Raw genomic sequence first — 22528 nt, 5'->3', positions numbered from 1 at the left:
GGAGATCAGCCCCGGTAGCAGCGGATCTCGGCCTCGGCCTGGGCGCGGCGCAATTCGGCGACCTTGTCGTCGAAGACCTTGGTCGACTTGAACTCGTTGGCCCGGTTGCCGACGCCCTGGCGCATGGACAGGACGGTGCTCGCCTGCACGTACCGATCGTAGGGCAGGATGGCGGCGAGCTGGTCGAGGGAGCAGGAACACTTCTGCATGTTCTCGCGGGTCTGGCCGTTGGCCGCCATGCAGCCGAAGACGTAGTCGACGCGGGCGTCGGTCGGGTAGTCGTTCTCCGGCTCGGCGGCGCGGATCGGGCCTGCCAGCGTCATCAGGGCAAGCGCCGCGACGGCGCCGCCCTCAACCAGCTTTCTGATCATAGTTCAGCCGCTCCTCCAGCAACTCGCCGCCCTCGGCGTTCTTGGACTGCGCCTCGATCGAGACGATCTCGCCCGGCACCGCCGGCGAGGTCACGAAGGTGTAGGTCAGGTTCGAGAGGCCGCGCATGCGGTCCGTCAGGGGGTCGCCCTCGAAGGGCCTGGCCACCACCTGCCAGCCCTCCACCTCCCGGCCGCCTAAGCTGACCTTGGTCGGCGTCACCACGGCCCGGTCGCGCAGGCCCTTGCGGATCGCGTTCTTGAGGTAGCGCGGGTTGGCCTCCAGCACGCGGGCGAGGCCCCTGAGGTGATGCTCCAGGAACAGGGAGATGATCGGGTTGCCCGGCATGTCCTCGAAGGGACCGGCCGGGAAGCGGTTCATGCCGGAGAACATCACAACGGCGATGTTGCGGGCGTCGGCCGCCTTGCCGGGCTCCAGGGTGAAGGTGATGGTGTCGTTCAGCTCCGGCCCGAAAAGGCCCTTGGCGATGCCGGAGCGGCGCAGGTAGTCGTAGGTGATGGTCGTGCCCGGCGCGGCGTTCTTCATCTGCGGCTGCTCGAACAGCAGGTCGGAGGCGTTCGGCGCGGTACCCAGGCCGGCCTTGGCCGCGCCCGGGCCATCCTCGGCGAGGGCGAGGGGGGCGCCGGCCAGCACCAGGCCGAGGGCCGTCATCGCGAAAAGCTTCACAGGGGGGCTTCCTCCTTGAGCGGCGACCGGACGTTGCTGCCGATCGTCCGGTAGACGTAGTCGGGCGGGTTCTCGGCCGCCTCCTCGACGGCGAGCGCCCGCACCTTGGCGTGCAGGGGCGAGAGCGAGCAGGCCGGGTCGGTGGCGGCGGCATCCCCCGCCAGCGCAAGCGCCTGGCAGCGGCAGCCGCCCCAATCCTTCTCGCGGCGGTCGCAGGAGCGGCAGGGCTCCTGCATCCAGTCGGTGCCGCGATAGGCGGTGAAGGCCGGGCTGTCGCGCCAGATCTCACCGAGGGAATGCTCGCCCACGTACCAGAACTCAAGCCCCGGAATCGTCTCGGCCGCGTGGCAGGGCAGCACCTTGCCCTGGGGCGTCACGTTCATCAGCTTGCGGCCCCAGCCGCCGGCGCAGGCCTTCGGATACTTGGCATAATAGTCCGGCACCACGAGGTCGATGACAAGCTGGCCCTTCAGGCGCTCGCGCGCCGCCTCGACGATGCGGATCGAGGCGTCCACCTGGGCCTTGTCCGGCATCAGGGCCGCCCGGTTGACGTAGGCCCAGCCGTAATACTGGGTGTGGGCCACCTCCAGCCGCTTGGCGCCGAGCTTGACCGCGAGGTCGATGAAACCCTCGACCTCGTGGATGTTGCCGCGGTGGATCACCGCGTTCAGGGTCAGCGGCAGGCCGAGCTCCACCACCTTGGCCGCGAAGTCCAGCTTCTGCGGCTGGGCGTTCTTCAGGCCGCCGATCTTCTCCGCGTTCTGCGCGTCGACGCCCTGCACGGACAGCTGCACGTGGTCCAGCCCCACGTCGTAGAGGGCCTGGAGCTTGGAAAGCGCCCCGCCGACGCCGGAGGTGATGAGGTTGGAATAGAGCCCGAGCGTGGCGCAGGTCTGGGTGATCTCGACGATGTCGTTGCGCGCCGTCGGCTCGCCGCCGGAGAGGTGGACGTGCAGGACGCCGAGCCCGGCCGCTTCCGTCAGCACCCGCTGCCAAGTCTCCGTGTCGAGCTCCCGCGAGCGGCGGTCGAGTTCGAGGGGATTCGAGCAGTAGGGGCAGCGCAGGGGGCAGCGGTGGGTCAGCTCCGCCAGGAGCCCCACCGGGGCCGGCAGGTCCGGCCGGTTGGGCGTCAGGGCGTTCATCGCTCCAGCACCCTCTTCGTGGCGAGGTCGTTGAGCATCATCAGGATGTCGGCCTCGATGACCTTCGGATCGGCGGCGTATGTCGCCCCGAGCCGTTCGGCCATCTCGGAGACCGTGCGCTGCCCGTCGACGAGCTGGAGGACGGCGACCGCATTGTCGTCGAGGTCGAAGGTGCGCTCGGGCGCGAGCAGGACGTGCTTGCCGCGGGTCTCGTCGTGGCGCATCCGCACGCCGCGGGGCAGCCGCGGCACGTCGCCCGCCGCGATCCGGCCGGTGCCGGGGGCGGCCTTCTGCGCGACGAGGCCGGTGCCGGGCGTCCAGGCGTCGGGCGGAATCAGGCCCGGTGCGACGTAGGCGAAGTACAGGGCGTCGAGCTGCGTCCAGAGCACGGTGCACTTGAAGGTCAGGGCGGCCATGGCCTGCCGCTGGAGTTCGGGCGTGGTGGCGTGCTGCTTGACGTAGTCGAGGGCGAAGTCGGCGTCGCGCGGCGCCTGGGTCAGGCGCTTCTCGAAATAGGCCAGGGTGTCCTTGGTGATGAAGTCGTAGTTCTTCAGCATGCCCGAGACCCGCTCGGAGATGATGTTGGGCGAGAACATCTCGGTGAGCGAGGAGGCGATGGCCTCCAGCAGGCTCCTTTCCGAGACGAAGTGCACGTAGGCCTCGACGGAGAACTTCGTCGCCGAGAGGATGCCCTTGGTGGAGAGCACGTAGTCGCGCTCGAAGCCCACCCCTTCGGCGAGCTTCAGCCAGCGCTCGATGCCGCCGTCGCCCGGCCCGTCGCCGTCGTGGTCCACGATGCGCTGGCGCCAGACCCGTCTCAGGGAAGCATCGGTCATGCGCGCGAGCACGGCCGAGTCCTTCACCGGGATCATCGCCTGGTAATAGTAGCGGTTGAGCGCCCAGGCCCGGACCTGATCCTTGTCCAGCTTGCCGTCGTGCAGCAGGCGGTGGAACGGATGCAGGTTGTGGTAGCGCCGGGCGCCGATGTCGCGGAGCGCCGCCTCGAGTTCCTCGGGGCTCAGCAGCCGCTGGGTCTCGTCGGCGCCGGGGGTCGGGAAGGCTGCGTTCATGGCGTATCCGAGCGTCCGTCCGGCTGCGTTTCCTGGAATCGTTTTAGAGGGTGCGGTGCCGGGTTCAAACCCGGTCGTCGGCCGCACGATCCAATCGCAAGCGAGGTATATGGGGCTGCGCCCCGGAACTGCCAAAGGGCGGTCTCAGAGGGACAGGCTCAAGCCGTCGTGCGCCACGGTCCAGCCCTCGGCCTCGACCGCGGCCCGCGCGTCCGAGCCTTCGACCAGCACCGGGTTGGTGTTGTTGATGTGCACGAACACGCGCCGGCCGATCTGCGCATCGGCCAAGGCCGCGATCGAGCCGTTCTCGCCGCGCATCGGCACGTGGCCCATGCGCCAGCCGGTCTTGGTGCCGACGCCCGCGCGGATCATGTCGTCGTCGTAGAGCACGGTGCCGTCGAACAGCAGGGCGTCCACGCCCGAAAGCCGCGCCTTAAGGTCGTCCGTCACCCGGGCGCAGCCGGGAATGTAGGCGAGCCGGCGCCCGTTCGCCTCGATCATCGCGCCGACCGTGGTCTCGGTCTCGGCGCCGATCTGCAGGGTCTCGTCCTCGAGCCAGAGGGGCACCTTGCCCGGAACCGCGAACAGGGTGACGGACAGGCCGGGGACGGGCTCGAAGCGCTCGTCCGGGCGGATCGCCGTACGGGCCACGACGCCCGCGGCCATCACGTCGAAGACGCGGTTGTCGTTGACGGAGCCGAGGATGCCCTGCGTGGCATAGAGGGTGTAGGGCTGACCCTCGCGCAGGGTGAGCAGCCCCGCGACGTGGTCCACGTCGCCGTTCGTCAGCAGCACGGCGCGGATCGGCGAGTGGCGCAGGCCTTCGCGCGGATGCAGGACGGGATTGTCGAAGAGCTGGGCCCGGATGTCGGGCGAGGCGTTCACCAGGAGCCAGTCCACGCCGTCCGGCGAGACCGCGATGCTCGACTGGGTCCGCGGCCGGACGCGGTCCGGCTCGGCCCGGGAGAGGGCGCAGATGGGGCAGCGGCAGTTCCACTGGGGGAGGCCGCCGCCGGCAGCCGAACCGAGAATCACGACGTGCATGGATTGACCCGACGCAGACCCATGATTCCCGGCCCGACGCTACACCTCAGTTGAAGGTGTCGATCTCGGCGGACTCGTAGCTCGTGACTTCCATGCCGACGCAGATCTCGGAAACGATCGGGGCAGCCCACGTCATGGTGTTTCTCCTGGATGGCAGAATTGATCGAACGTCGAAGAAATCGAACTTAAGAAGACCCTAAGACGTTGATGGCGCTCTGGTTTTCAAGGCGCCGCCTCGTATCGGCGATTCCGGCTCCGCCTTCAAGCAGGAAGTTGCCGGATTCTCCCAATTATTCGCAGGCCCGAATGCCGACGCCTGCCTCACCCCGCCTCAGCCGGCGGGCCCAAGCCGTTGTTCCGGATCGCGTCTTTCCCGGCCGGGCCGGGCGCGGCCAGGCCGCATATTGGACTAATGTCTATAGTCCGGCCCGCGCAGGTCGAGCATGAAGCCGCGTCCGCGCACGGTGACGAGGACGGGGCCGCCGAAGCGCACGAAATCGGCCATCTTCGAGCGCAGGTAGCCGATGTAGACGTCCACCACGTTCAGCGAGAGGCCGCCCTGGCTGGCCCAGAGCTTGTCGAAGATGTCGCCGCGGGAGACCGGGCGGTTCACGCTCTCCATCAGCATCGCGAGCAGTTCCGCCTCGCGCGGGGTCAGGCGGGCGTTGGCCTCCCCGCAACTGACCTGCCGGGTGTCGAGGTCCAGGACGAGCTTGCCGGCGCTGATGCGCGAGACGGGCTCGTCGGCCGATTGCCGCCGCAGGAGATGGGTGCGCAGGCGCGCCACCAGTTCGTCGAAGACGAAGGGCTTGACGATGTAGTCGTCGGCCCCGAGGGCCAGACCCTCGGCACGGTCGCGGATCTCGTCGCGGGCGCTCAGGAACAGGATCGGGCCGGGGTAGCCGCCCTCCCTCAGGGAGCGGCAGACGTCGTGGCCCGACCCGTCCGGAAGGTTGATGTCGAGGACGACGGCGCCGGGCACCTCGTCGCGGGCGGAGGTCAGGGCGTCGTCCACGCATCCGGCCATGCCCACGGAAAAGCCCTCGGCTTCGAGGCCGCGGGCGAGCATCCCGCGGATGTCGATGTCGTCCTCGACGATCAGAATCCGCGTCATGCGGCGTTGTCCTTCTGCTTGTCCGGGCGTCCGAGATCCCAGGCGAGGTCGAGCACCGGGATGTCCAGGGTCACGCGCGCGCCGCGGCCGTCCGGGCCGGAGCCGAGGCGGATCGTGCCATCATGCTGCTCCACGAGCCAGCGCGCCAGGGCGAGCCCGATGCCGAAGCCGGTCTCCGCCGGGCGTGCGCCCCGGCGAAAGCGCTCGAACAGGGCCGATTCCGCCTCGCCGAAGCCCGGCCCGTCGTCGGTGATGCTGATCGAGGCGACCGGTCCCCTGCGCGTGCCCGCGGTACCGAGCGCGACGGTGACGCGGCTCAAGCCCGCGGCGTGGCGCAGGGCGTTGTCCACGAGGCTCTCCACGACCTGGCGCATCCACTCCCGGTCGGCCAGGATCTCCACGTCCCGGTCGCCCGGATCGAGGACCAGTTCCACCCGGCGGCGGGCGGCCTCGGAGGCGGAATTGTCCACAGCTTCCGCGAGCACGGTGGCCGCGCTGAGCGCCCGGCGATCGAGTTCGATCTCGCCGGATTCCGAGCGGGCCACCCGCAGCAGGTCCTCGACGCGCAGCTTCAGGCGCTGCGCCCGCTTGCGGATGGTGGAGAAGGCCGGCCCGTGATCGACCGGCCGGTCGCCGGCGCGCAGCGCCAGGTCGCATTCCCCGAGGATCACGGTGAGCGGCGTGCGCAACTCGTGGCTCACGTCGGCGAAGAAGCGCCGGCGCGAGCGGTCGACCGACTCCAGGCGGGCGTTGGCCGCGCGCAGGTCCGCGGTGCGGCTCTCCACCGTGTCCTCCAGGGCCGCCCTGTCGGCGGCCACGCGGGTCTCGCGCCGGGAGAGCTTGGCGGCCATGCGGTTGAAATTGGCGACCAGCAGCCCGAGTTCGTCGCGCGTGGCCACCGAGAGGCGGGTGTCGAGTTCGCCGCGCCCGACCGCGCCGGCCGCCTGGCGCACCGCCTCGATCCGCGCCAGCGTCGGGCGGGTGATGCTGCGGTAGAGCACGAAGACGATGCCCAGCGCGGCCAACGCCGCCAGCACCGAGACGACCCGCAGGCGCTGCGACAGCTCGCGGGCCTGCTCGGAGCCGAGCACCATGCTGCGCCGCTCCACCTCGATCAGGAAGGAGAGGGGCTGGCCGGTCATGGCGCCGAAGCCGTTCAGGGCGCCCTTGATCGCGTCCTGGCGCTTGTCGGGGTCGGTCTGGCGCTCGATCTGGGACACCTGCCGGTCGAGGATGACGCGGGCGGCGCGCAACTGCGCCAGGGGCCTCGTGCGGGCCGCGTATTGCGAGCGGTCGAGGGGGTCCGTGCTGGCCTGCACGCTCCTGGCCAGGGCCTCGTCCACGGAGGCGAGCACCCGGTCGACGTTGGTGCGGGCGATCGTCATCGCCTCGGGCTGGCTGTCGGGGCTGCGCACGGTCTCCACCGCGGCGAAACCGAACTGCGTCATCCGGCCGGAGAGTTCGGCCAGGAGTTCGAGGCGCCCTTGCGCCGCCAGGGTGCGGTCGATGGTGCGCTCGGCCGCGCCGATGGAGGCCATGACGCCGGCCGCCGCCAGAACGACGAGGAGGGCTGTCGCGCCGAGCAGCAGCGCGAAACGGACCTTGAGCGAGCGCATCGTCCCCATCCGGACCGCCCGAGGCGGAGGGCTCGCGACCATGTCATCCGCCGAGCCCGCGGCCAAGGGGCAGACGAGGGGCAGACGAGGGGCGGACGAGGGGCGGATCGTGCCGGCGGCCCTCGATGCCGAGGCCTCGAGGGCGGTCCGTCGCATGGGCGGCGTCGCGCAGTCGCGCTCGCCGACGGATCGACGGTTTCGACCGTCGGTCTCACAGGTCCTTCGGCAGGCTCCCGCGCAGGGCGCAGCGCCAGCGCGTCACGTGCCATTCCGGATGCGCGGCCTGCCAGTCGGCCAGGGCGGTCTGCGACCGGCGCAGGCAGACCGTGGGGCTGGTCGATTCGTAGGAGAGTTCGATCCGGTCCTCGCGGCACCGGTCGGGCTGCGCAAGGAGGCAGATGGAGAGCAGGATCAGCATCGACGCTATATGAGGCGGCCGACGAGGGCGGCCAGGGGCCTCAGGCCGAAGCCCAGATCTCGCCCTTGCCGATGGTCGCGAGGTCGCCCGAGTAGCGCCGCAGGGGGCGGTCGATCAGCTCGGCGTGCTCCGGGCTGAGGCGCTTCAGGGCGCGCGCGAGCAGTCGCAAGAACACGAGGTCGTGCGTGCCGGTCTCCACGAAGGTCGGGCTCATCGCCCCGTGGCCGCCGACGACGAGGGTGCCGCGGCGCATGCCGTAGCCCGGATGGTCGCCGACCGAGCGCGCGGCGATGGTGCCCGCGATCATGCGCGAGCCGGCCATGTCCCCGGCGTCTCCCGCCAGGATCAGCCCGCGCCGCATGCGGTCGCCGAGGTGGCGCCCGGCGCGGCCCCTGACGATCAGCGTCGCGCCGTCGAGGCCGGCCTTGGCCGCGTAGACCGCGCCGCCGGCGTGATCCCCGGCATCGCCCGCGATGGTGATGGTGCCGCCGGTGGCGCCGGTGGCGGCGAAGGGCCCGGCATGGCCGCTCACGGAGAGCACGCCGCCGGTCATGCCCTCGCCGAGCCGCTGTCCCACGTCGCCGACGACGCGCAACGTGCCGTCCGCCAGGGCCGCGCCGACCCGGTCCAGGCGCTCGTGCCCGCCCTCGACCACCAGCGTGTCCGCGCCGTCGAGGCTGACGGAGAAGCAGTCGCCGAGCCTCAACCCGCGGCGTGTCGTGCCGACGGGCAGGCGCTCGGCTTCCCCTTGCGATAGACGGCCCAGGGCCAAGGGGTTGATATTCAAGAAGTCCAGGCGCTCGGGCGGCGCCTGTCGCAGGGTCAGGACGCTCAAACGCTCGCCTCCTTCGCGATCAGGTCGCGCAGATGGTAATGGTGGCGGCCGAGGTTGCCGCCGTAATTGCCGGCCGTGACCGCGATCAGGCCGTGTTGCGCCCCGATCTCGGTGGCCGCGTGCAGGGCAGCCCGCATCGAATCGGAGACGCCCTGGGAGGTCAACGCGTCGATGACGATCTCCAGCACCACGCCGCATTCGGGCGGCAGGGCGGAGCCGGCCCGACCTTTCAGGGTCGGGCAATAGGCGTCGTTGGTCGAGGCCATCATGCCCTTGGTACGTCCGCCGACCTTGGAGCCCGATCGCACGATGCCGCCGGGGAAGGGCAGGATCGCGCCCGGGATCGCCTTGGCGGCCTCCACCGCGATCTCGGCGACGATGAGCGTGTCGGCGTGCCGGCGGCCCAGGAACAGCAGGTTGCCGCCGCCCACCGCCCCGTCCACCGCCCGCACCGAATCCTCGCACAGGAACTCGCCGTCCATGACCGGGATGCGCCAGTAGCGGCGCATCTTGCCGGCGGCGTCGGGCAGGCGCTTGGCGATGGCGAACCCGTCGCCGAAATAGCGGATCGCGCCCCCGAGCTTGATCTTGGTGGGACCCTCGACACCGGCAAAGCACGCCGTGCCGGGGCAGGTGAGGATGCACTGCCCCACCCGCTTGAGGAGCTGCTCCTTCAGCCCGTTCGGCTCGAAACCGAACAGCAGGATGCGCACGCCGGGGCGCCCGTCCGGGGTCTCCTCCGGCGACAGCTCCGCGTCGATCCCGGCCTCGGCGCCGCAGCCGATCACCGAGGTGGCGAAGCCCGTCATCGTCACCGCGGCGATCATCGCCCACTTGGCCGTGTCGTTGGTGACGATCACGGAGGTGCCGGCCACGTCGAAGGCTTCGGCGAAGGTGTCCTCGACCTTGATGCCGTTGAGGATGAGGTCAGCCATGTCCGTTACCGTTCCCCACTCAAGCCCGGCATGCCACGTCCTCGAACACGCCGGCCTCGCCGAAGGCGGCGTCGGGCACCGTGAAGCTGTCGAGGCTCTGGCCGAAGCGGTCCTGGAGATAGGCTTCGCTGCGCCGCTCCATCGCCTTGTCGGACTCGACGGAGAGCGACAGGGTCTGCCCGGCGCGCCAATCGACCACCTCGCCGTCCTCGACGACGACGCGGCCGTCCTTCAGCACGAGCCGGGCCGCCGTGAACATCGCGGTGCGGTCGGCATCCTCGCGGTAGACCGCCACGTCGGCGCGCGCGCCCTCTCGCAGGTGGCCGCGGTCGGACAGTCCCAGGAGCCGGGCCGGGCCAGAGCGAGTGAGCTGCGCGATCTCGGAGAAGCTCAGCTCGCGCTCGATCTCGGGGAGCGTCGAGCGCTCGCCGACGATCTTGGGGAGGGTGGCGATCTCGCGGTCGCGCTCCTCCTTGTCCATCAGCAGGTGGATGATGCGCGGATAGGCCGTGAACGGGCCGCCGTTCGGGTGGTCGGTGGTGAGGATGGTGCGTTCGAGGTCGCCCGACAGCAGCATGATCTCCAGGCCGATCGCCCATTGCAGGGAGCTGGTCGGGCCGCGGGGCCGGTAGAGGAACGGCACCACGCCGCCGCCCTCCGCGTCGCCCGCGTTCAGCACCCACTTCTTCGGCTTGGCGCCCTTGCGGCCGCCGAACTGGCGCAGGATGTCCAGCGACACGGTCACGGTCTGGCCGAACACCACTTGCCCGATGTCGAGCGTCGCGTTCGGGTTGGCATGCATGGCGTCCACGATCCGCCGGGCCGCCGAGCGGAAGCCGCCGGTGGCCGGGTTGTCGGGGTCGGCCGCGCCGTAGGCGTAGAACTGCGCGTGGGCGAAGTGGATGCGCCGGCCCTCCGCCGCGTCGAGCGTCGCGACGAAGGAATCGTCCGCGCCCGGCAGGCCGAGGTTGTTGCAGTGGACGTGCAGCGGGTGCGGTACGCCGATCTCCTCGACCGCGTCCAGCAGCGATCCCATGATCTTGCGCGTGGACAGGCCGTAGACCGGGATCTCGTCGTCCAGCGACAGGCGCAGGGCCCCGTCCTTGAAGGCCGAGGCGCCACCCGCGTTGATGCACTTGACGCCGAGCGCCCGCGTGGTGGCGACGTTGAGCGCCACGAGGTCGCGCACGGCAGCCTTGCCCTCGCCGTCGCGCAGGATCTGGAGCAGCTGGTCGTCGTTGCCCATCACCGCGAGCGCGCCGCGGTCCAGCAACGGGATGTCCGCGAGTTCGAGCTGGGTGGCGAGCGCGTTGGCCGGCGGCATCGCCGGCTCGACTGCGGTGGTGTAGCCCATCCGCGCGTAGGTGGCGCCGATCCAGGCCGCCGCGCCGCCTGCATGGGCGAAGGGGTGCCCCTCGGGGGCCGCCTCGCTGACGTAGAGGTCGGGCAGCAGCAGGCGCGAGGTGACGACGTTGCCGCCGGCGATGTGCGAGTGCACCTCGACGCCGCCGGCCATTACCACGCAGCCCGTGGCGTCGACGCTGCGGTCGGGCGTGCGCGCGGAAGGACTTACGACGTGGCCGTCCTCGATCCAGACATCGCCGACGGCATCGCGGCCGGCTGTCGGATCGACGACCCGGCCGCCCCGGATCACGGTCAGCATCAGGCGTCCTTCCCGGTGGCGATGGCGTGGGTGATGCGGGCGAGCACGTCGGCCGCGGAGGGGAGGTCGGTCGGCCCCGTGGCCGCGCGATAGGTGAGCGCCGCGCGGCCCTCGTTCCAGAGCACGCCGCCCAGGCTCTCGCCCGGCACGCCGACCTCGATGACGATCTCGGCCGCCTCCGCACCGGCGCTGCCGGCGCCGACGAGGGCGATGGCCGGCAGGGTGGAGAGCCAGCCGGGGCGGGGCGCGGGCAGGGCGGCGAGCCAGAGGACGGCATCCACCTCGCCGGCGGCGGCCTGCCGCGCGGCATCGAAGCGCCACGGGTCGTGCTCGGGCACGTGCCGGCCGAAGCCGACGCGGGGCGGCTGGCCGGTGGTCCAGGCCGCGACCTGCACCACGGCCCGGTCCTGGTCCGGGCCGGCGAGCGCCAGGGCGAAGCAGCGTGTGGTCTCGTTGAGGCCCATGACGAGGCCGGTCAGCATCTCGACGCCGGCCTCGCCGAGTTCGGCCGGATCGTAGAGGACGACGCCGTACTGCGCGGCGGCAAGGCGCGTGGCGAGGTCGGCGACCGGCCCGTCGCCGGCGAGGTGCCCGCGCTGATAGGCCCTGAGATGGGCGAGCGCCGCGGGGAGCCCTGCCTCCGCGGGGCAGGCGAGGGCGGCGCCAGTTCCGGAGGGTCCGCCGAGGGCCAGGAGGCTGCGCGCGGCACCCGCCGCGCGCCCGCGCGTCGGCTTGGTCTCGGAAAGCCGCTTCAGGAGCGGGGCGCCCCAGGGCCGGGCGCCGACCGCCAGGACCACGTCGGCCCGGCCGACCGCCTCGGCGGGGGTCGCCGTCATGGCGCCGACCCGGCTGAGGGAGCCGAGGTCCGCATAGGTGCCCTCGGCACCCGCCGTGTCGACGGAGGCGCCGATACTGCCCGCGAGGCGATAGGCCGCCCTGACGGCCGCCACGTCGGCGCAGAGCCCGGCCACGACCGGTGCGTGCGCGGCCGACAGGAGCGTGGCGGCAGCCGCGATGGCGCCGTCCGCATCCGTCGCGCCACCCTTGATCCAGGCTGCCATTCTCCCTCGCAGAGCCGTTTCTTGAGAGGCCGCTGGCGGTCGCCGGAGACCGGTCGGAGCGGGGCACGCTGCCCGCCTCGAACCGGAATGGCATCCCCGCACGGCCGCGTCGGCCGGGCGGGCGGCATTCGGGCCGCCTGTTGCTGACGTGACGTTTGCATCGGTCTACGGCGGCAGGCAAGTGTCGCCTTGAGAATTGCAGGGCAATCGCTCGAAGTCGCTTCGGCGACGCCAAGGCGCGAAGCCCCCCCCGCGGAGCGGGTTTTTCGGGACGAGCGTCGCGGAAGACTCAGAGCGGAGGGAGAGCCTGAGCCCGCGAAGGCGGGCGCCGGCGATCGAGGCCGAGGAGAATGCGGGCCATCGCTTTCAAGCGATGGCCCCGTCACGAATTGCGTCGTCCGGCCTCCCGTGTGAGAAGCCGGCGCCCGAGGGCCGAGGACGCGGGCCCGACTGTTTTTCGAGGGCGAAGGGGATCGATCTTGCCTGAGGCCCCGGACCGGAATGCGGACGCCCCGGTCTCCGCCGTGGAGGTGGAGGCCCCGGCCCGGCTGCATTTCGGCTTCCTCGACCTGCATGGCGGCCTCGGCCGGCGCTTCGGCAGCATCGGGCTGGCGATCGACGCCCCCGCCGTGCGGCTCGCCGCGCGGGTCGCCGACAGGCTGGCCGTCGAAGGCCCCGAGGCCGAGCGGGTGCGGGCCTATGTCGGCGCGGCAGCCGCACACCTCGGCGTGTCCGATGCCGTGGCCATCCGCGTCGAGGAGGCGATCCCGGCCCATGCCGGCTTCGGCTCGGGCACGCAGCTGGCGCTCAGCGTGGCGGCCGCGCTCGCCCGGCTCAACGGATTGCCGTTCTCGGCGGAATCGTTCTCGAACGCCCTCGACCGCGGCAACCGCTCGGGTGTCGGGCTCTCGGCCTTTACCGAGGGCGGCCTGATCGTGGACGGCGGCCGGGACGCGGGCGGCGCGCCACCCCCGGTGATCGCCCGCATCCCCTATCCGGAGGCGTGGCGCGTCGTCCTGATCCTCGACGACAGCCTCACGGGCGTGCACGGCAGCCGGGAGGTGGAAGCCTTCCGCGAGCTGCCGCGGTTTCCGGAAGCGCAGGCCGCCGAGATCTGCCGCCTCGTGCTGATGCAGGTGATGCCGGCAGCCGTGCTCGCCGAGCCGGACCCCTTCGGCGCGGGCATCACCGCGATCCAGCGGCTGATCGGCGACCATTTCGCCCCCCACCAGGGCGGGCGGTTCGCCAGCCCCGCCGTGGCCGAGGCCCTGGCGGCGGTCGCGGCGCAGGGCGTCTCCGGCTACGGCCAGAGTTCCTGGGGGCCGACCGGCTTCGCGCTGGTCGCCTCCGAGGCCGAGGCACGGGCGCTCGTCGCCGGCCTCGACCGGCCGGGCCCCTTGCGCTTCCTCGTCGCCCGCGGGCGCAACGCCGGCGCGTCGGTGACGGCCCTGCCGGATCGGGCTTGACCGGACCGCCCGAGGCCGTCTTCTGAACGGCAATCCACCCGGACACGATGCCAAGGAGACCGACGATGGCCCGCTCGATCCTGCACATGCTCACGCCGCTCAAGCACATGAGCCCCTTCGACGTGAACATGGCGGTGGATGCCGGCTTCGAGACCCTCGTCACCTATACCGACGTGACCCTGCCAGACGTGGTCTCCCTGACCCAGGATTCGATCTTCTCCCGCGCCCCCGGCGACGGGGTGCGCACCGGCCTGTTCATCGGCGGCAAGAACGCCGAGGACGCCCTCGACATGGTGGACCGGGCCAAGAAGGCCTTCGTGCCCCCCTTTTCCAACCACATCTTCGCCGACCCGGCCGGCTCCTTCACCACGGGCGCGGCCATGGTCGCGCAGGTCGCCCGGGCCCTGCGCGAGAAGTTCGGTACGGACCTCAAGGGCAAGCGCATCGTGATCTTCGGGGGCGCGGGCGTCGTCGCCTACGTCGCCGCCGTGATCGGGGCGCTCGAAGGGGCCAAGACCGTGCTGGTCGGCCACGACGGCGAGGAGCGCGTCTCGAAGATCGCCTTCACCATGAAGTGGCGCTTCGGCATCGAGGTCGGCGCCGTGGACGGCACCACCCCAGCCGACCGCCGCGCCGCGATCCGGCACGCGGACGTGATCCTCTCGGCCGGCCCCGCCGGCATCCCGATCCTCTCGGCCGAGGACCTCGAATCCGCCCCCAACCTCCTGGTGGCCTCGGACGTGAACGCCGTGCCGCCGGCCGGCATCGCGGGCATCGACGTGAACGCCGTCGACGTGGCGCTGCCGGTGGGCAAGGGCATCGGCATCGGGGCGCTCGCTGTCGGCAACGTGAAGTACCAGACCCAGAGCCGGCTGTTCCGCCGCATGCTGGAGGCCGAGGCGCCCCTCTGCATCGATTTTCGCGATGCCTACACGCTCGCCGTGGAGATCGCCGGCTAGCCGTCTGCCGTCATGGCCGGCGAGGCGATCCTGATCGCGGCACAGTCCGGCCGGGCCCTGGCGCAGGCGGCGCGCCGCGCCGGCTTCCGGCCCTTCGTCGCCGACCTGTTCGGGGACGACGACACCCTCGCCCTCGCCGAGGCCCACCGCACCCTGCCGGGGCGCTTCGGCATCGGCCGGCTCGGCGGTGAGACCGTGCTGGCGCACCTGTCCGACCTGGCGGACCTCGCCGGCGGGAATCCCCTGGGGATCGTGCTCGGCAGCGGCTTCGAGGCCGCGCCCGACCTGATCGGACGGATCGGCGAACGCCACCGGCTGCTCGGGGCCTCGCCCGCCTCGGTGGCCGCCCTCAAGGACCCGTCGCGCCTGGCCGCCCTCTGCGCGCGCCTCGGCATCCCGCACCCGGCCGTCACCGTGGAGCCCCTGGCCGACCCTAGAGCATGGCTGCTCAAGGGCATCGGCGGATCGGGCGGGAGCCACATCCGCGCCGCGACGCGGGGGCGGGCGCCGGCCGGCCGCTATTTCCAGGCGCGGGTTCCGGGCCGGGCCCACGCCCTGAATATCCTCGCCGACGGCCGCGGCATCCGGGTGCTGGCCGTCACCGAGCAGTGGAGCGCGCCCGCGCCGACGCGCCCGTTCCGCTACGGCGGGGCGCTGGCGCGTAGCGTCGGGGAACCGCATCCCCTGCCGGAGTCGATCGTGGCGGCCGTCACGGACGCGGCCGCGCGGCTCGTGGCCGAGACGGGACTGCGCGGCCTCGCCAGCGCCGATTTCCTGGCGGGCGATGCGGGCTGGTGGCTCACCGAGGTCAACCCGCGCCCCGGCGCCACCCTCGACGTGCTCGACCGCCGGCAGACCCCGCTCCTGGCCGCCCATGTGGAGGCCTGTCTCGGCCCGTTGCCGGCAATCGGTGCGGTGCCGGTGGATGCGGCGGCGGCCGAGATCTGTTACGCGGCCCGAGGATATGCGCCGATCCCGGCCTTCGCCTGGCCGGACCACGTGCGGGACCGGCCGCGCGCCGGCACCATCGTGAAGCGGGATGCGCCCCTCTGCACGGTCCTGGCGACCGGCGCGGACGGAGACGAAGCGCGAGAGAGGATGCGGGTGCGGGTGGCGTTGTTGCGCGCCGCACTGGCCGAGGAGGAAACCGGACGACCATGAGCACGAGTTCCCCGTTCCCGAGCGTCAATGCGCTCTCCGCCCCCCTGGTCGAGCGCCTCGTCGCCGACGCCGACGCCCTGCGGTTGTCCGTGCATCAGGAGGCCGGCGGCGCGCGCATGGTCGATGCCGGCGCCAATGCCCGCGGCTCCATCGAGGCCGGCCGCCGCATCGCCGAGATCTGCCTGGGCGGCCTCGGCACGGTGACGATCAGCCCGAGCGGGCCGGTCGCCGCCTGGCCCTATTCGGTGATCGTGCACGCGGCCGACCCGGTGCTCGCCTGCCTGGGCAGCCAGTATGCCGGCTGGAGCCTCGCCGACGAGGACGGCGAGTCCGGCTTCTTCGCGCTGGGCTCCGGCCCCGGCCGCGCGGTGGCCGTGGTGGAGGACCTCTACAAGGAACTCGGCTACCGGGACACGGCCTCGAAGACCGCCCTGGTGCTGGAGGCCGCCGGCGGCCCGCCGGCCAACGTGGTCGCCAAGGTGGCGGAGGCCGCCGGCATGCGCCCGGAGGACCTGACCTTCATCTTCGCACCGACCCAGAGTCTGGCCGGCTCGACCCAGGTGGTCGCCCGCGTGCTGGAGGTGGCGCTGCACAAGGCCCACACCGTGGGCTTCGACCTGCACGCCATCGTGGACGGCATCGGCTCCGCGCCCCTGTCGCCCCCGCACCCGGACTTCATCAAGGCGATGGGCCGCACCAACGACGCCATCATCTACGGCGGCCGGGTCCAGCTCTTCGTGGATGCCGACAACGCCGAGGCCAGGCAGCTCGCCGAGCAGCTGCCCTCCACCACGTCGAGCGACCACGGCGCCCCCTTCGCCGAGATTTTCTCCCGCGTGAACGGCGACTTCTACAAGATCGACGGCGCCCTGTTCTCCCCGGCCGAGGCCATCGTCACCTCCATCCGCACCGGCACCACCTTCCGCGGCGGCCGGCTGATGCCGGACCTCGTCGAGGCCTCGTTCGCCTGAGATCTGCGACGCGCTCTCCTCCCCCCTGCGGGGAGGAGTTGGAGGTGGGGGTGGTGCCCGATCGAGCGAGTCGGTGCCTCCTGGACCACCCCCACCCCTGACCCCTCCCCGCAAGGGGGATGGGACCTTCCCTAGGAGTTACCGAAAAGACGATGCGCATCGGGCTCGCGGCCGATAACGGCAACTGGCACAAGGGCCGGCTCCTGGCGGCCCTGCGCGGCCTCGGGGTCGAGCCGGTGCTGTTCTCATTGGCCGACGTGGTGATCGTCACCGGCGGGCCGGAGCCCCTGCGGGTGCCGGGTTTTTCGGACTTCCTGCCGGACGGGGTGCTGCTGCGGACCATCGCCGGCGGCACCTTCGAGGCCACCACGATGCGGCTCGGCGTGCTGCACGCCCTGGTCGCCTCCGGCGTCACCGTCTGGAACAGCCCGGTCGCCATCGAACGATCCGTGGACAAGGCGGCCACCAGCCTGATGATCGACCGGGCCGGCCTGCCGACGCCGCAGACCTGGGTGGTCTCGAAGCGGCAGGCCGCAGCCGACGTCGTCGCCTGCGAGGCCGGGCCCGGCCGGCCCCTGGTGCTCAAGCCCCTGTTCGGCTCGCAAGGGGAGGGGCTGCAACTGATCGAGACGCCGGACGACCTGCCCCCCGAGGAAGCGGTCTCCCGCGTCTACTACCTCCAGCGCTACGTGCCGCGCCGCGACGGGCTCTGGCGCGACTATCGCGTCTTCGTCTGCGAGGGCCGGGCCATCGCCGGGATGATCCGCGAGGGGGACGGCTGGATCACCAACGTCCACCGGGGCGGCCGGCCGCTGCCCTGGGCGATGCCGCCCCGCGCCGCCGACCTCGCCGAGGCCGCGGCCGCGGCCATCGGCGTCGACTATACGGGGATCGACCTCGTCGAGGACGGGGAGGGGGGCTTCTTGGTGCTGGAGGCGAATTCGATGCCGGCCTGGTCCGGGCTGCAGCAGGTCTGCGAGGTCGACATTGCGGGCGCGGTCGCCCGGGGCTTCGTCAATGCGGTGCGCGCCGCCACCCGCCCACGCCTCGTGGTGGCCTGATGGCCCTTGCCCCCGGCCTGGTCGCCACCCTCTACCGGGCCGCGTGCTTGGCCGAACTCGACGCGCTCAAGCCCGGCAACGTCCACGCCTTCGCCCCCGGCCACCGCATGGAGGTGGCGGATTTCGTCGCCAGCGCCGACGCCTCGGCGCCTGCCCTGGCGCAGGCCGGGGCCGGCGTCGGCGCGCGGGTCCGCGGCGGCGTCGCCGCCACGATGCGGACGGTCGGCCAGAACACCAATCTCGGCATCCTGCTGCTCTGCGCGCCGCTGGCGGTGGCGGCCGAGCGGGGCACCGGACCCGGCGACGTGCTGGCCCGGCTCGACAAGGCCGATTCGGCCGGGATCTTCGCGGCCATCCGCCTCGCCAACCCCGGCGGCCTCGGCGATTCCGTGCGGCACGACGTGGCCGGCGCCGCCCCCGATTCGCTGCTGGAGGCGATGCGCGAGGCCGCCCCCCGCGACCGCATCGCCCGGGCCTACGTCACCGACCTCTCCGATATCCGCACGATCGGCCTGCCGGCGCTGGAGGCCGCGCGGGCGGCCGGGCTCGACGCGGTGTGGTGCACCACGGCCGTCCACCTCGCCTATCTCCGCGGCGTGCCCGACAGCCACGTGGCGCGCAAGCACGGGCGCGACATGGCCGAGACGGTACGGCGGGAAGCCGAGACCGTGGTCGCCGGGCTCGACCTCGCGACACGCCCGACGCGGGAGCTGCTCGCCTTCGACCGCTCCCTGAAGGACCGGCACATCAACCCCGGCACCAGCGCCGACTTCACGGTCGCGACCCTGTTCTGGGACGCGCTCGCGGCGGCCGGCGCAAACCTCGATCCGGATGCCCGCACGCGACGCGCGACCCCTTGAAAAGTTCCCCTCCCGGACAGGGTCCGTGACACTTTAATTTATCGATTTCAGGGCCTTGGGCAGGGTTGTGACAGACCCGGGCCCACTGTAGGGTCCGCGCCGCTATCCGGGCTAACCGGCTCGGCTTTTCCAGGCCGGGCGTCGCGAACAAGGATGGCTTCCGGGCCGCGCCCACTCTCAGGCCGCAGCCCTTCTTTTTGGAATCCAGGGAGAGACCCCGAATGGCAAAGATCACCAAGGTTCAGGTCGGCGAGGCCCTCGTCGGCGACGGCAACGAGGTCGCCCACATCGATCTCATCATCGGACCGCGCGGTTCGCCGGCCGAGACGGCCTTCTGCAACGGCCTCGTGAACAACAAGCACGGCTTCACCAGCCTGCTCGCGGTCATCGCGCCGAACCTGCCGTGCAAGCCCAACACGCTGATGTTCAACAAGGTCACCATCAACGACGCCCGTCAGGCCGTCCAGATGTTCGGCCCCGCCCAGCACGGCGTCGCCAAGGCCGTGCAGGATGCCGTGGCCGAGGGGATCATCCCCGCGGACGAGGCCGACGACCTGTTCATCCTGGTCGGCGTGTTCATCCACTGGGAGGCGGCCGACGACGCCAAGATCCAGAAGTACAACTACGAGGCCACCAAGCTGTCGATCCAGCGCGCCGTCAACGGCGAGCCGAACGCCGCGACCGTGACCGAGCAGCGCAACTCCGCGAGCCACCCCTTCGCGGCGAACGCTTAGATCGGGGACAGTCCTGGGCAGAGCGAGCCTCCGCCCGCACCGCGGGGCCTGCTCCAGCGACTGGCCTCCATCTTCTTGGGCCGATAGGCATCAACGGGCGGGGCGGCGAAAGCCGCCCCGCTTTCTTTTTGGCTTTCGCCCGCCGACGAGACGGAACCGATTTCCGTCGGAGACCGCAGGGATCGACGCGGTTCGGCCTCGCGGATGCCGCAGGCCGTGCCTATGGTGGCGCCATTGAGGACGGGGCCGACATGACCGACGCCAGCAACACCTTCAAGAAGGCGCCCAAGCGCAAGCCCACCAAGGGCAAGAGCGTCAGCGTCTCGCCCGAGATGCGGCAGGCCTACGCGGACCTGATCAAGGAGAAGGCGGACAAGCAGGAGGCCTACGGCCGGCATCTGCCGTCGAACGAGACCAAGGGGCGCTGAGCGCCGCGCGTCCGGTCGCGTGCGGCGCCGGCCGGGAAAGCCCGGCCGGCGCGCGGGGCCTCAGCGCTTCAGGGGCCTGGCCTCGATCACGTCCTCCACCGTCCGCAGGCCGGCCCGCGGGGAATTGACGAGGCAGGCCATGTTGCCGGGCGGGTGCTGGTTCTTCCACATCTTGGTGTGGGCCTGGGGGATCTTCTCCCAGGGGAAGACCTCGCTCATGCAGGGGTCGATCCGGCGGTCGAGCACGAACTGGTTGGCGGCCGAGGCCTGCTTGAGGTGGGCGAAGTGCGAGCCCTGGATACGCTTCTGCCGCATCCAGACGTAGCGGGCGTCGAAGGTGATGTTGAAGCCGGTCGTGCCGGCGCAGAACACCACCATGCCGCCGCGCTTCACCACAAGCGCCGAGACCGGGAAGGTCTGCTCACCGGGGTGCTCGAAGACGATGTCCACGTCCATGCCCTTGCCGGTGATGTCCCAGATCGCCTTGCCGAACTTGCGCGCTTCCTTGGTCCAGGCGTTGAACTCGGGCGAGTTCACCTTGGGAAGCTGGCCCCAGCAGTTGAAATCCTTGCGGTTGATGACGCCCTTGGCGCCCAGGCTCATGACGTAGTCGCGCTTGGACTCGTCCGAGATCACGGCGATGGCGTTGGCGCCCGACGCGGCGCAGAGCTGGACGCCGAACACGCCGAGGCCCCCGGAGGCGCCCCAGATCAGCACGTTCTGGCCCGGCCGGACGGTATGGGGGGCGTGGCCGAACAACATGCGGTAGGCGGTGGCGAGCGTCAGCGTGTAGCAGGCGGCCTCCTCCCAGGTCAGGTGCTTGGGGCGCGCCATGAGCTGGCGCGACTGCACCCGGCAGTACTGGGCGAAGGAGCCGTCCGGGGTCTCGTAGCCCCAGATGCGCTGCGAGGACGAGAACATCGGGTCGCCGCCGTTGCACTCCTCGTCGTCGCCGTCGTCCTGATTGCAGTGGACGATGACCTCGTCGCCGACCTTCCAGCGCTTCACCTTGGCGCCGACCGCCCAGACGATGCCCGACGCGTCGGAGCCGGCGATGTGGTACTCGGCCTTGTGCACGTCGAAGGGCGAGATCGGCTCGCCGAGGCCCGCCCAGACGCCGTTGTAGTTCACGCCGGCGGCCATGACGTAGACGAGCACCTCGTCGTCGCCGATGCTCCAGACCGGCAGCACTTCGAGCTGGTGGGACTCCTCCGGCGGCCCGTGGCGCTCGCGCCGGATCGCCCAGGCGTACATCTTCGCGGGCACGTGTCCCAGCGGCGGGATCTCGCCCATCTCGTAGAGGTCCTTGACCTCTCCGGTCGTGCCCGGTTTCACCGCCGCGCTGGCCGCCATCGTCGCTCTCCTCACGTCTTTATCTTGACAGTCGACCGCGGCCTTCGAAGAACCGCGCTTCAGGCCATCGCCTATAGCGACGATGCGGGACGCCTCCAAGTGGTCCGAAAGGCCAAGACGGCGGAGGGGCGTGGCCGAAACGTCGTCGGCCCCGGCCTTCGCCTGCGCGCCTCAAGATATTCTTCGCCGCCACCTGAAAATTATTCGGCTGCTTCCCTGCGCCGGGGGCGGGGCGCTCCTCGGCCGACGCCAAATCCCCTTGATCCCGGCCTCAAGAATTTTGAGGCCGCCCTGCCACGAGGTACGGGTGCCGAAAGCCCCGTTGCAGATGACGCGCCACGGCGGCTTCGCTACGGTGCCGCGCAACGGGCGCATCTGCGCCGCACCAGACGATGATGACGGAGCCGAACGGGATGAGCGCCAGCGCGAGCGTCGCCGAGGTCGAGCGCGACAAGCCGCAACGCGACAAGCCTTGGATCATCCGCACCTATGCGGGCCATTCCAACGCCGCGGAGTCGAACGCCCTCTATCGGGGCAACCTCGCCAAGGGACAGACCGGACTCTCGGTCGCCTTCGACCTGCCGACGCAGACCGGCTACGACCCGGACCACGAGTTGTCGCGGGGCGAGGTCGGCAAGGTCGGGGTCTCGATCGCGCATCTGGGCGACATGCGGACCCTGTTCCAAGACATCCCGCTCGTCCAGATGAACACCTCGATGACGATTAACGCCACAGCGCCGTGGCTGCTGTCCCTCTACCTCGCGGTGGCCGAGGAGCAGGGCGCGCCGTTCTCCGGCCTCCAGGGCACCACGCAGAACGACATCATCAAGGAGTATCTCTCGCGCGGGACCTACGTGTTCCCGCCGGCACCCAGCCTTCGGCTGACCAAGGACGTGATCCTGTTCACGACCAAGGAGGTGCCGAAGTGGAACCCGATGAACGTCTGCTCCTACCACCTGCAGGAGGCGGGCGCGACGCCGGTGCAGGAGCTGTCCTACGCGCTGGCCATCGCCATCGCCGTGCTCGACACGGTGCGTGACGATCCCGATTTCGACGAGTCGAGCTTCGCGGACGTGTTCAGCCGCATCTCGTTCTTCGTGAACGCCGGGATGCGGTTCGTCACCGAGATCTGCAAGATGCGGGCGTTCTCCGAACTCTGGGACGAGATCGCCCAGGAGCGCTACGGCATCACCGACCCGAAGAAGCGCATCTTTCGCTACGGCGTCCAGGTGAACTCCCTCGGGCTCACCGAGCAACAGCCCGAGAACAACGTCCACCGCATCCTGATCGAGATGCTGGCCGTGACGCTCTCCAAGCGCGCCCGCGCGCGCGCCGTGCAGTTGCCGGCCTGGAACGAGGCGCTCGGCCTGCCGCGGCCCTGGGACCAGCAATGGTCGATGCGCATGCAGCAGATCCTCGCCTTCGAGACCGATCTCCTCGAATACGACGACATCTTCGACGGCTCGAAGGTGATCGACGCCAAGGTCGAGTCCCTCAAGGAGCAGACCCGGGCGGAACTCGCCCGCATCGGTCTCGACCGCGGCCACCGCGCCGCCGATCTCACCGATGCGGGCGAGTTCC

Annotated in this window: 23 protein-coding genes; 9 read left to right on the top strand and 14 right to left on the bottom strand. The window is 71.1% G+C overall.

The features are described from left to right. Positions 1–5 precede the first annotated feature (5 nt). From COGEMETH_RS12275 to COGEMETH_RS12215, 13 genes are all read right to left on the bottom strand, one after another. Positions 6–371 carry a hypothetical protein gene (locus tag COGEMETH_RS12275; RefSeq protein WP_238182856.1) on the bottom strand — a complete coding sequence of 122 codons (366 nt, stop codon included), beginning with the start codon at positions 369–371 and terminating at the stop codon, positions 6–8. Then, positions 352–1056, bottom strand: coding sequence for a hypothetical protein (locus COGEMETH_RS12270; protein ID WP_238182854.1), 705 nt, complete (start codon positions 1054–1056; stop codon positions 352–354). Before COGEMETH_RS12270 ends, COGEMETH_RS12275 begins: the two co-directional genes overlap by 20 nt. Beyond that, a complete protein-coding gene (gene pqqE / locus COGEMETH_RS12265; protein WP_238182853.1) occupies positions 1053–2198 on the bottom strand; it encodes a pyrroloquinoline quinone biosynthesis protein PqqE in 1146 nt (381 codons plus the stop codon). The genes COGEMETH_RS12270 and pqqE overlap by 4 nt, the downstream gene beginning before the upstream one ends. Further along, positions 2195–3268, bottom strand: coding sequence for a pyrroloquinoline-quinone synthase PqqC (gene pqqC / locus COGEMETH_RS12260; RefSeq protein WP_238182851.1), 1074 nt, complete (start codon positions 3266–3268; stop codon positions 2195–2197). Before pqqC ends, pqqE begins: the two co-directional genes overlap by 4 nt. A gap of 144 nt (positions 3269–3412) precedes the next feature. Next, the gene (gene pqqB, locus COGEMETH_RS12255; RefSeq protein WP_238182850.1) at positions 3413–4312 is read right to left on the bottom strand and encodes a pyrroloquinoline quinone biosynthesis protein PqqB; all 900 of its coding nucleotides are present in this window, start codon (positions 4310–4312) and stop codon (positions 3413–3415) included. A 46-nt stretch (positions 4313–4358) separates the two neighbouring features. Next, positions 4359–4448, bottom strand: a complete 90-nt coding sequence (pqqA, locus tag COGEMETH_RS12250; protein WP_055889187.1) for a pyrroloquinoline quinone precursor peptide PqqA — start codon at positions 4446–4448, stop codon at positions 4359–4361. Between the two features lie 273 nt (positions 4449–4721). Beyond that, positions 4722–5426 (bottom strand): response regulator transcription factor, encoded by a 705-nt coding sequence (locus tag COGEMETH_RS12245; protein WP_238182844.1) that lies wholly within the window; start codon positions 5424–5426, stop codon positions 4722–4724. Next, positions 5423–7042, bottom strand: a complete 1620-nt coding sequence (locus COGEMETH_RS12240; protein WP_238182843.1) for a sensor histidine kinase — start codon at positions 7040–7042, stop codon at positions 5423–5425. The genes COGEMETH_RS12245 and COGEMETH_RS12240 overlap by 4 nt, the downstream gene beginning before the upstream one ends. Before the next feature lie 211 nt (positions 7043–7253). Next, entirely contained in the window at positions 7254–7460 is a 207-nt protein-coding gene (locus COGEMETH_RS12235; RefSeq protein WP_238182842.1) for a hypothetical protein, read from the bottom strand. A 40-nt stretch (positions 7461–7500) separates the two neighbouring features. Next, complete coding sequence (locus tag COGEMETH_RS12230) at positions 7501–8295, bottom strand: formylmethanofuran dehydrogenase subunit C (RefSeq protein WP_238182841.1); 795 nt, start codon at positions 8293–8295, stop codon at positions 7501–7503. Then, the gene (gene fhcD, locus COGEMETH_RS12225; protein ID WP_238182840.1) at positions 8292–9230 is read right to left on the bottom strand and encodes a formylmethanofuran--tetrahydromethanopterin N-formyltransferase; all 939 of its coding nucleotides are present in this window, start codon (positions 9228–9230) and stop codon (positions 8292–8294) included. The genes COGEMETH_RS12230 and fhcD overlap by 4 nt, the downstream gene beginning before the upstream one ends. A 19-nt stretch (positions 9231–9249) precedes the next feature. Continuing rightward, positions 9250–10893 (bottom strand): formylmethanofuran dehydrogenase subunit A, encoded by a 1644-nt coding sequence (locus COGEMETH_RS12220; protein WP_238182839.1) that lies wholly within the window; start codon positions 10891–10893, stop codon positions 9250–9252. Further along, complete coding sequence (locus tag COGEMETH_RS12215; protein WP_238182838.1) at positions 10893–11954, bottom strand: molybdopterin-binding domain-containing protein; 1062 nt, start codon at positions 11952–11954, stop codon at positions 10893–10895. The genes COGEMETH_RS12220 and COGEMETH_RS12215 overlap by 1 nt, the downstream gene beginning before the upstream one ends. A 479-nt stretch (positions 11955–12433) precedes the next feature. Here COGEMETH_RS12215 and COGEMETH_RS12210 point away from each other — a divergent pair, with 479 nt between their 5' ends. From COGEMETH_RS12210 to COGEMETH_RS12175, 8 genes are all read left to right on the top strand, one after another. Beyond that, positions 12434–13420 (top strand): beta-ribofuranosylaminobenzene 5'-phosphate synthase family protein, encoded by a 987-nt coding sequence (locus COGEMETH_RS12210; RefSeq protein WP_238182837.1) that lies wholly within the window; start codon positions 12434–12436, stop codon positions 13418–13420. A gap of 65 nt (positions 13421–13485) precedes the next feature. Next, positions 13486–14379: an NAD(P)-dependent methylenetetrahydromethanopterin dehydrogenase gene (locus tag COGEMETH_RS12205; protein ID WP_238182836.1), complete on the top strand. Its 894-nt coding sequence runs from the start codon at positions 13486–13488 to the stop codon at positions 14377–14379. Positions 14380–14391: 12 nt separating this feature from the next. Next, complete coding sequence (locus COGEMETH_RS12200) at positions 14392–15540, top strand: ATP-grasp domain-containing protein (protein WP_238182835.1); 1149 nt, start codon at positions 14392–14394, stop codon at positions 15538–15540. After that, complete coding sequence (mch, locus tag COGEMETH_RS12195) at positions 15537–16511, top strand: methenyltetrahydromethanopterin cyclohydrolase (protein WP_238182834.1); 975 nt, start codon at positions 15537–15539, stop codon at positions 16509–16511. Before COGEMETH_RS12200 ends, mch begins: the two co-directional genes overlap by 4 nt. 152 nt (positions 16512–16663) lie before the next feature. Continuing rightward, a complete protein-coding gene (locus COGEMETH_RS12190; protein ID WP_238182833.1) occupies positions 16664–17572 on the top strand; it encodes an ATP-grasp domain-containing protein in 909 nt (302 codons plus the stop codon). After that, positions 17572–18432, top strand: coding sequence for a triphosphoribosyl-dephospho-CoA synthase (locus COGEMETH_RS12185; RefSeq protein WP_238182832.1), 861 nt, complete (start codon positions 17572–17574; stop codon positions 18430–18432). The genes COGEMETH_RS12190 and COGEMETH_RS12185 overlap by 1 nt, the downstream gene beginning before the upstream one ends. A 221-nt stretch (positions 18433–18653) precedes the next feature. After that, positions 18654–19166, top strand: coding sequence for a 5,6,7,8-tetrahydromethanopterin hydro-lyase (gene fae / locus COGEMETH_RS12180; RefSeq protein ID WP_238182831.1), 513 nt, complete (start codon positions 18654–18656; stop codon positions 19164–19166). A 251-nt stretch (positions 19167–19417) separates the two neighbouring features. Next, positions 19418–19594: a hypothetical protein gene (locus tag COGEMETH_RS12175; protein WP_238182830.1), complete on the top strand. Its 177-nt coding sequence runs from the start codon at positions 19418–19420 to the stop codon at positions 19592–19594. A gap of 60 nt (positions 19595–19654) precedes the next feature. Here COGEMETH_RS12175 and ccrA read toward each other — a convergent pair whose 3' ends face one another. Continuing rightward, positions 19655–20947, bottom strand: coding sequence for a crotonyl-CoA carboxylase/reductase (gene ccrA / locus COGEMETH_RS12170; RefSeq protein ID WP_238182829.1), 1293 nt, complete (start codon positions 20945–20947; stop codon positions 19655–19657). Between the two features lie 413 nt (positions 20948–21360). Between ccrA and COGEMETH_RS12165 the strand changes: the two genes are divergently transcribed. Next, positions 21361–22528, top strand: a 1168-nt coding sequence (locus COGEMETH_RS12165) for a methylmalonyl-CoA mutase family protein (protein WP_238182828.1), incomplete at its 3' end; no start/stop codon positions are given.

It is taken from the genome of Methylobacterium trifolii (genome assembly GCF_022179685.1).
GTDB lineage: Bacteria > Pseudomonadota > Alphaproteobacteria > Rhizobiales > Beijerinckiaceae > Methylobacterium > Methylobacterium trifolii.
This window is presented reverse-complemented; position numbering and strand designations above follow the sequence as displayed.

What these genes read in the sequence shown, in the direction of transcription:
- COGEMETH_RS12185 (WP_238182832.1), top strand. Translation starts at nt 17,572, where the DNA reads ATGGCCCTTGCCCCCGGCCTGGTCGCCACCCTCTACCGGGCCGCGTGC.
- mch (WP_238182834.1), top strand. Translation starts at nt 15,537, where the DNA reads ATGAGCACGAGTTCCCCGTTCCCGAGCGTCAATGCGCTCTCCGCCCCC.
- fae (WP_238182831.1), top strand. Translation starts at nt 18,654, where the DNA reads ATGGCAAAGATCACCAAGGTTCAGGTCGGCGAGGCCCTCGTCGGCGAC.
- COGEMETH_RS12240 (WP_238182843.1), bottom strand. Translation starts at nt 7,042, where the DNA reads ATGCGCTCGCTCAAGGTCCGTTTCGCGCTGCTGCTCGGCGCGACAGCC.
- COGEMETH_RS12215 (WP_238182838.1), bottom strand. Translation starts at nt 11,954, where the DNA reads ATGGCAGCCTGGATCAAGGGTGGCGCGACGGATGCGGACGGCGCCATC.
- COGEMETH_RS12275 (WP_238182856.1), bottom strand. Translation starts at nt 371, where the DNA reads ATGATCAGAAAGCTGGTTGAGGGCGGCGCCGTCGCGGCGCTTGCCCTG.
- pqqC (WP_238182851.1), bottom strand. Translation starts at nt 3,268, where the DNA reads ATGAACGCAGCCTTCCCGACCCCCGGCGCCGACGAGACCCAGCGGCTG.
- pqqB (WP_238182850.1), bottom strand. Translation starts at nt 4,312, where the DNA reads ATGCACGTCGTGATTCTCGGTTCGGCTGCCGGCGGCGGCCTCCCCCAG.
- COGEMETH_RS12190 (WP_238182833.1), top strand. Translation starts at nt 16,664, where the DNA reads ATGCGCATCGGGCTCGCGGCCGATAACGGCAACTGGCACAAGGGCCGG.
- COGEMETH_RS12245 (WP_238182844.1), bottom strand. Translation starts at nt 5,426, where the DNA reads ATGACGCGGATTCTGATCGTCGAGGACGACATCGACATCCGCGGGATG.
- ccrA (WP_238182829.1), bottom strand. Translation starts at nt 20,947, where the DNA reads ATGGCGGCCAGCGCGGCGGTGAAACCGGGCACGACCGGAGAGGTCAAG.
- COGEMETH_RS12200 (WP_238182835.1), top strand. Translation starts at nt 14,392, where the DNA reads ATGGCCGGCGAGGCGATCCTGATCGCGGCACAGTCCGGCCGGGCCCTG.
- COGEMETH_RS12235 (WP_238182842.1), bottom strand. Translation starts at nt 7,460, where the DNA reads ATGCTGATCCTGCTCTCCATCTGCCTCCTTGCGCAGCCCGACCGGTGC.
- fhcD (WP_238182840.1), bottom strand. Translation starts at nt 9,230, where the DNA reads ATGGCTGACCTCATCCTCAACGGCATCAAGGTCGAGGACACCTTCGCC.
- pqqA (WP_055889187.1), bottom strand. Translation starts at nt 4,448, where the DNA reads ATGACGTGGGCTGCCCCGATCGTTTCCGAGATCTGCGTCGGCATGGAA.
- COGEMETH_RS12205 (WP_238182836.1), top strand. Translation starts at nt 13,486, where the DNA reads ATGGCCCGCTCGATCCTGCACATGCTCACGCCGCTCAAGCACATGAGC.
- pqqE (WP_238182853.1), bottom strand. Translation starts at nt 2,198, where the DNA reads ATGAACGCCCTGACGCCCAACCGGCCGGACCTGCCGGCCCCGGTGGGG.
- COGEMETH_RS12175 (WP_238182830.1), top strand. Translation starts at nt 19,418, where the DNA reads ATGACCGACGCCAGCAACACCTTCAAGAAGGCGCCCAAGCGCAAGCCC.
- COGEMETH_RS12220 (WP_238182839.1), bottom strand. Translation starts at nt 10,893, where the DNA reads ATGCTGACCGTGATCCGGGGCGGCCGGGTCGTCGATCCGACAGCCGGC.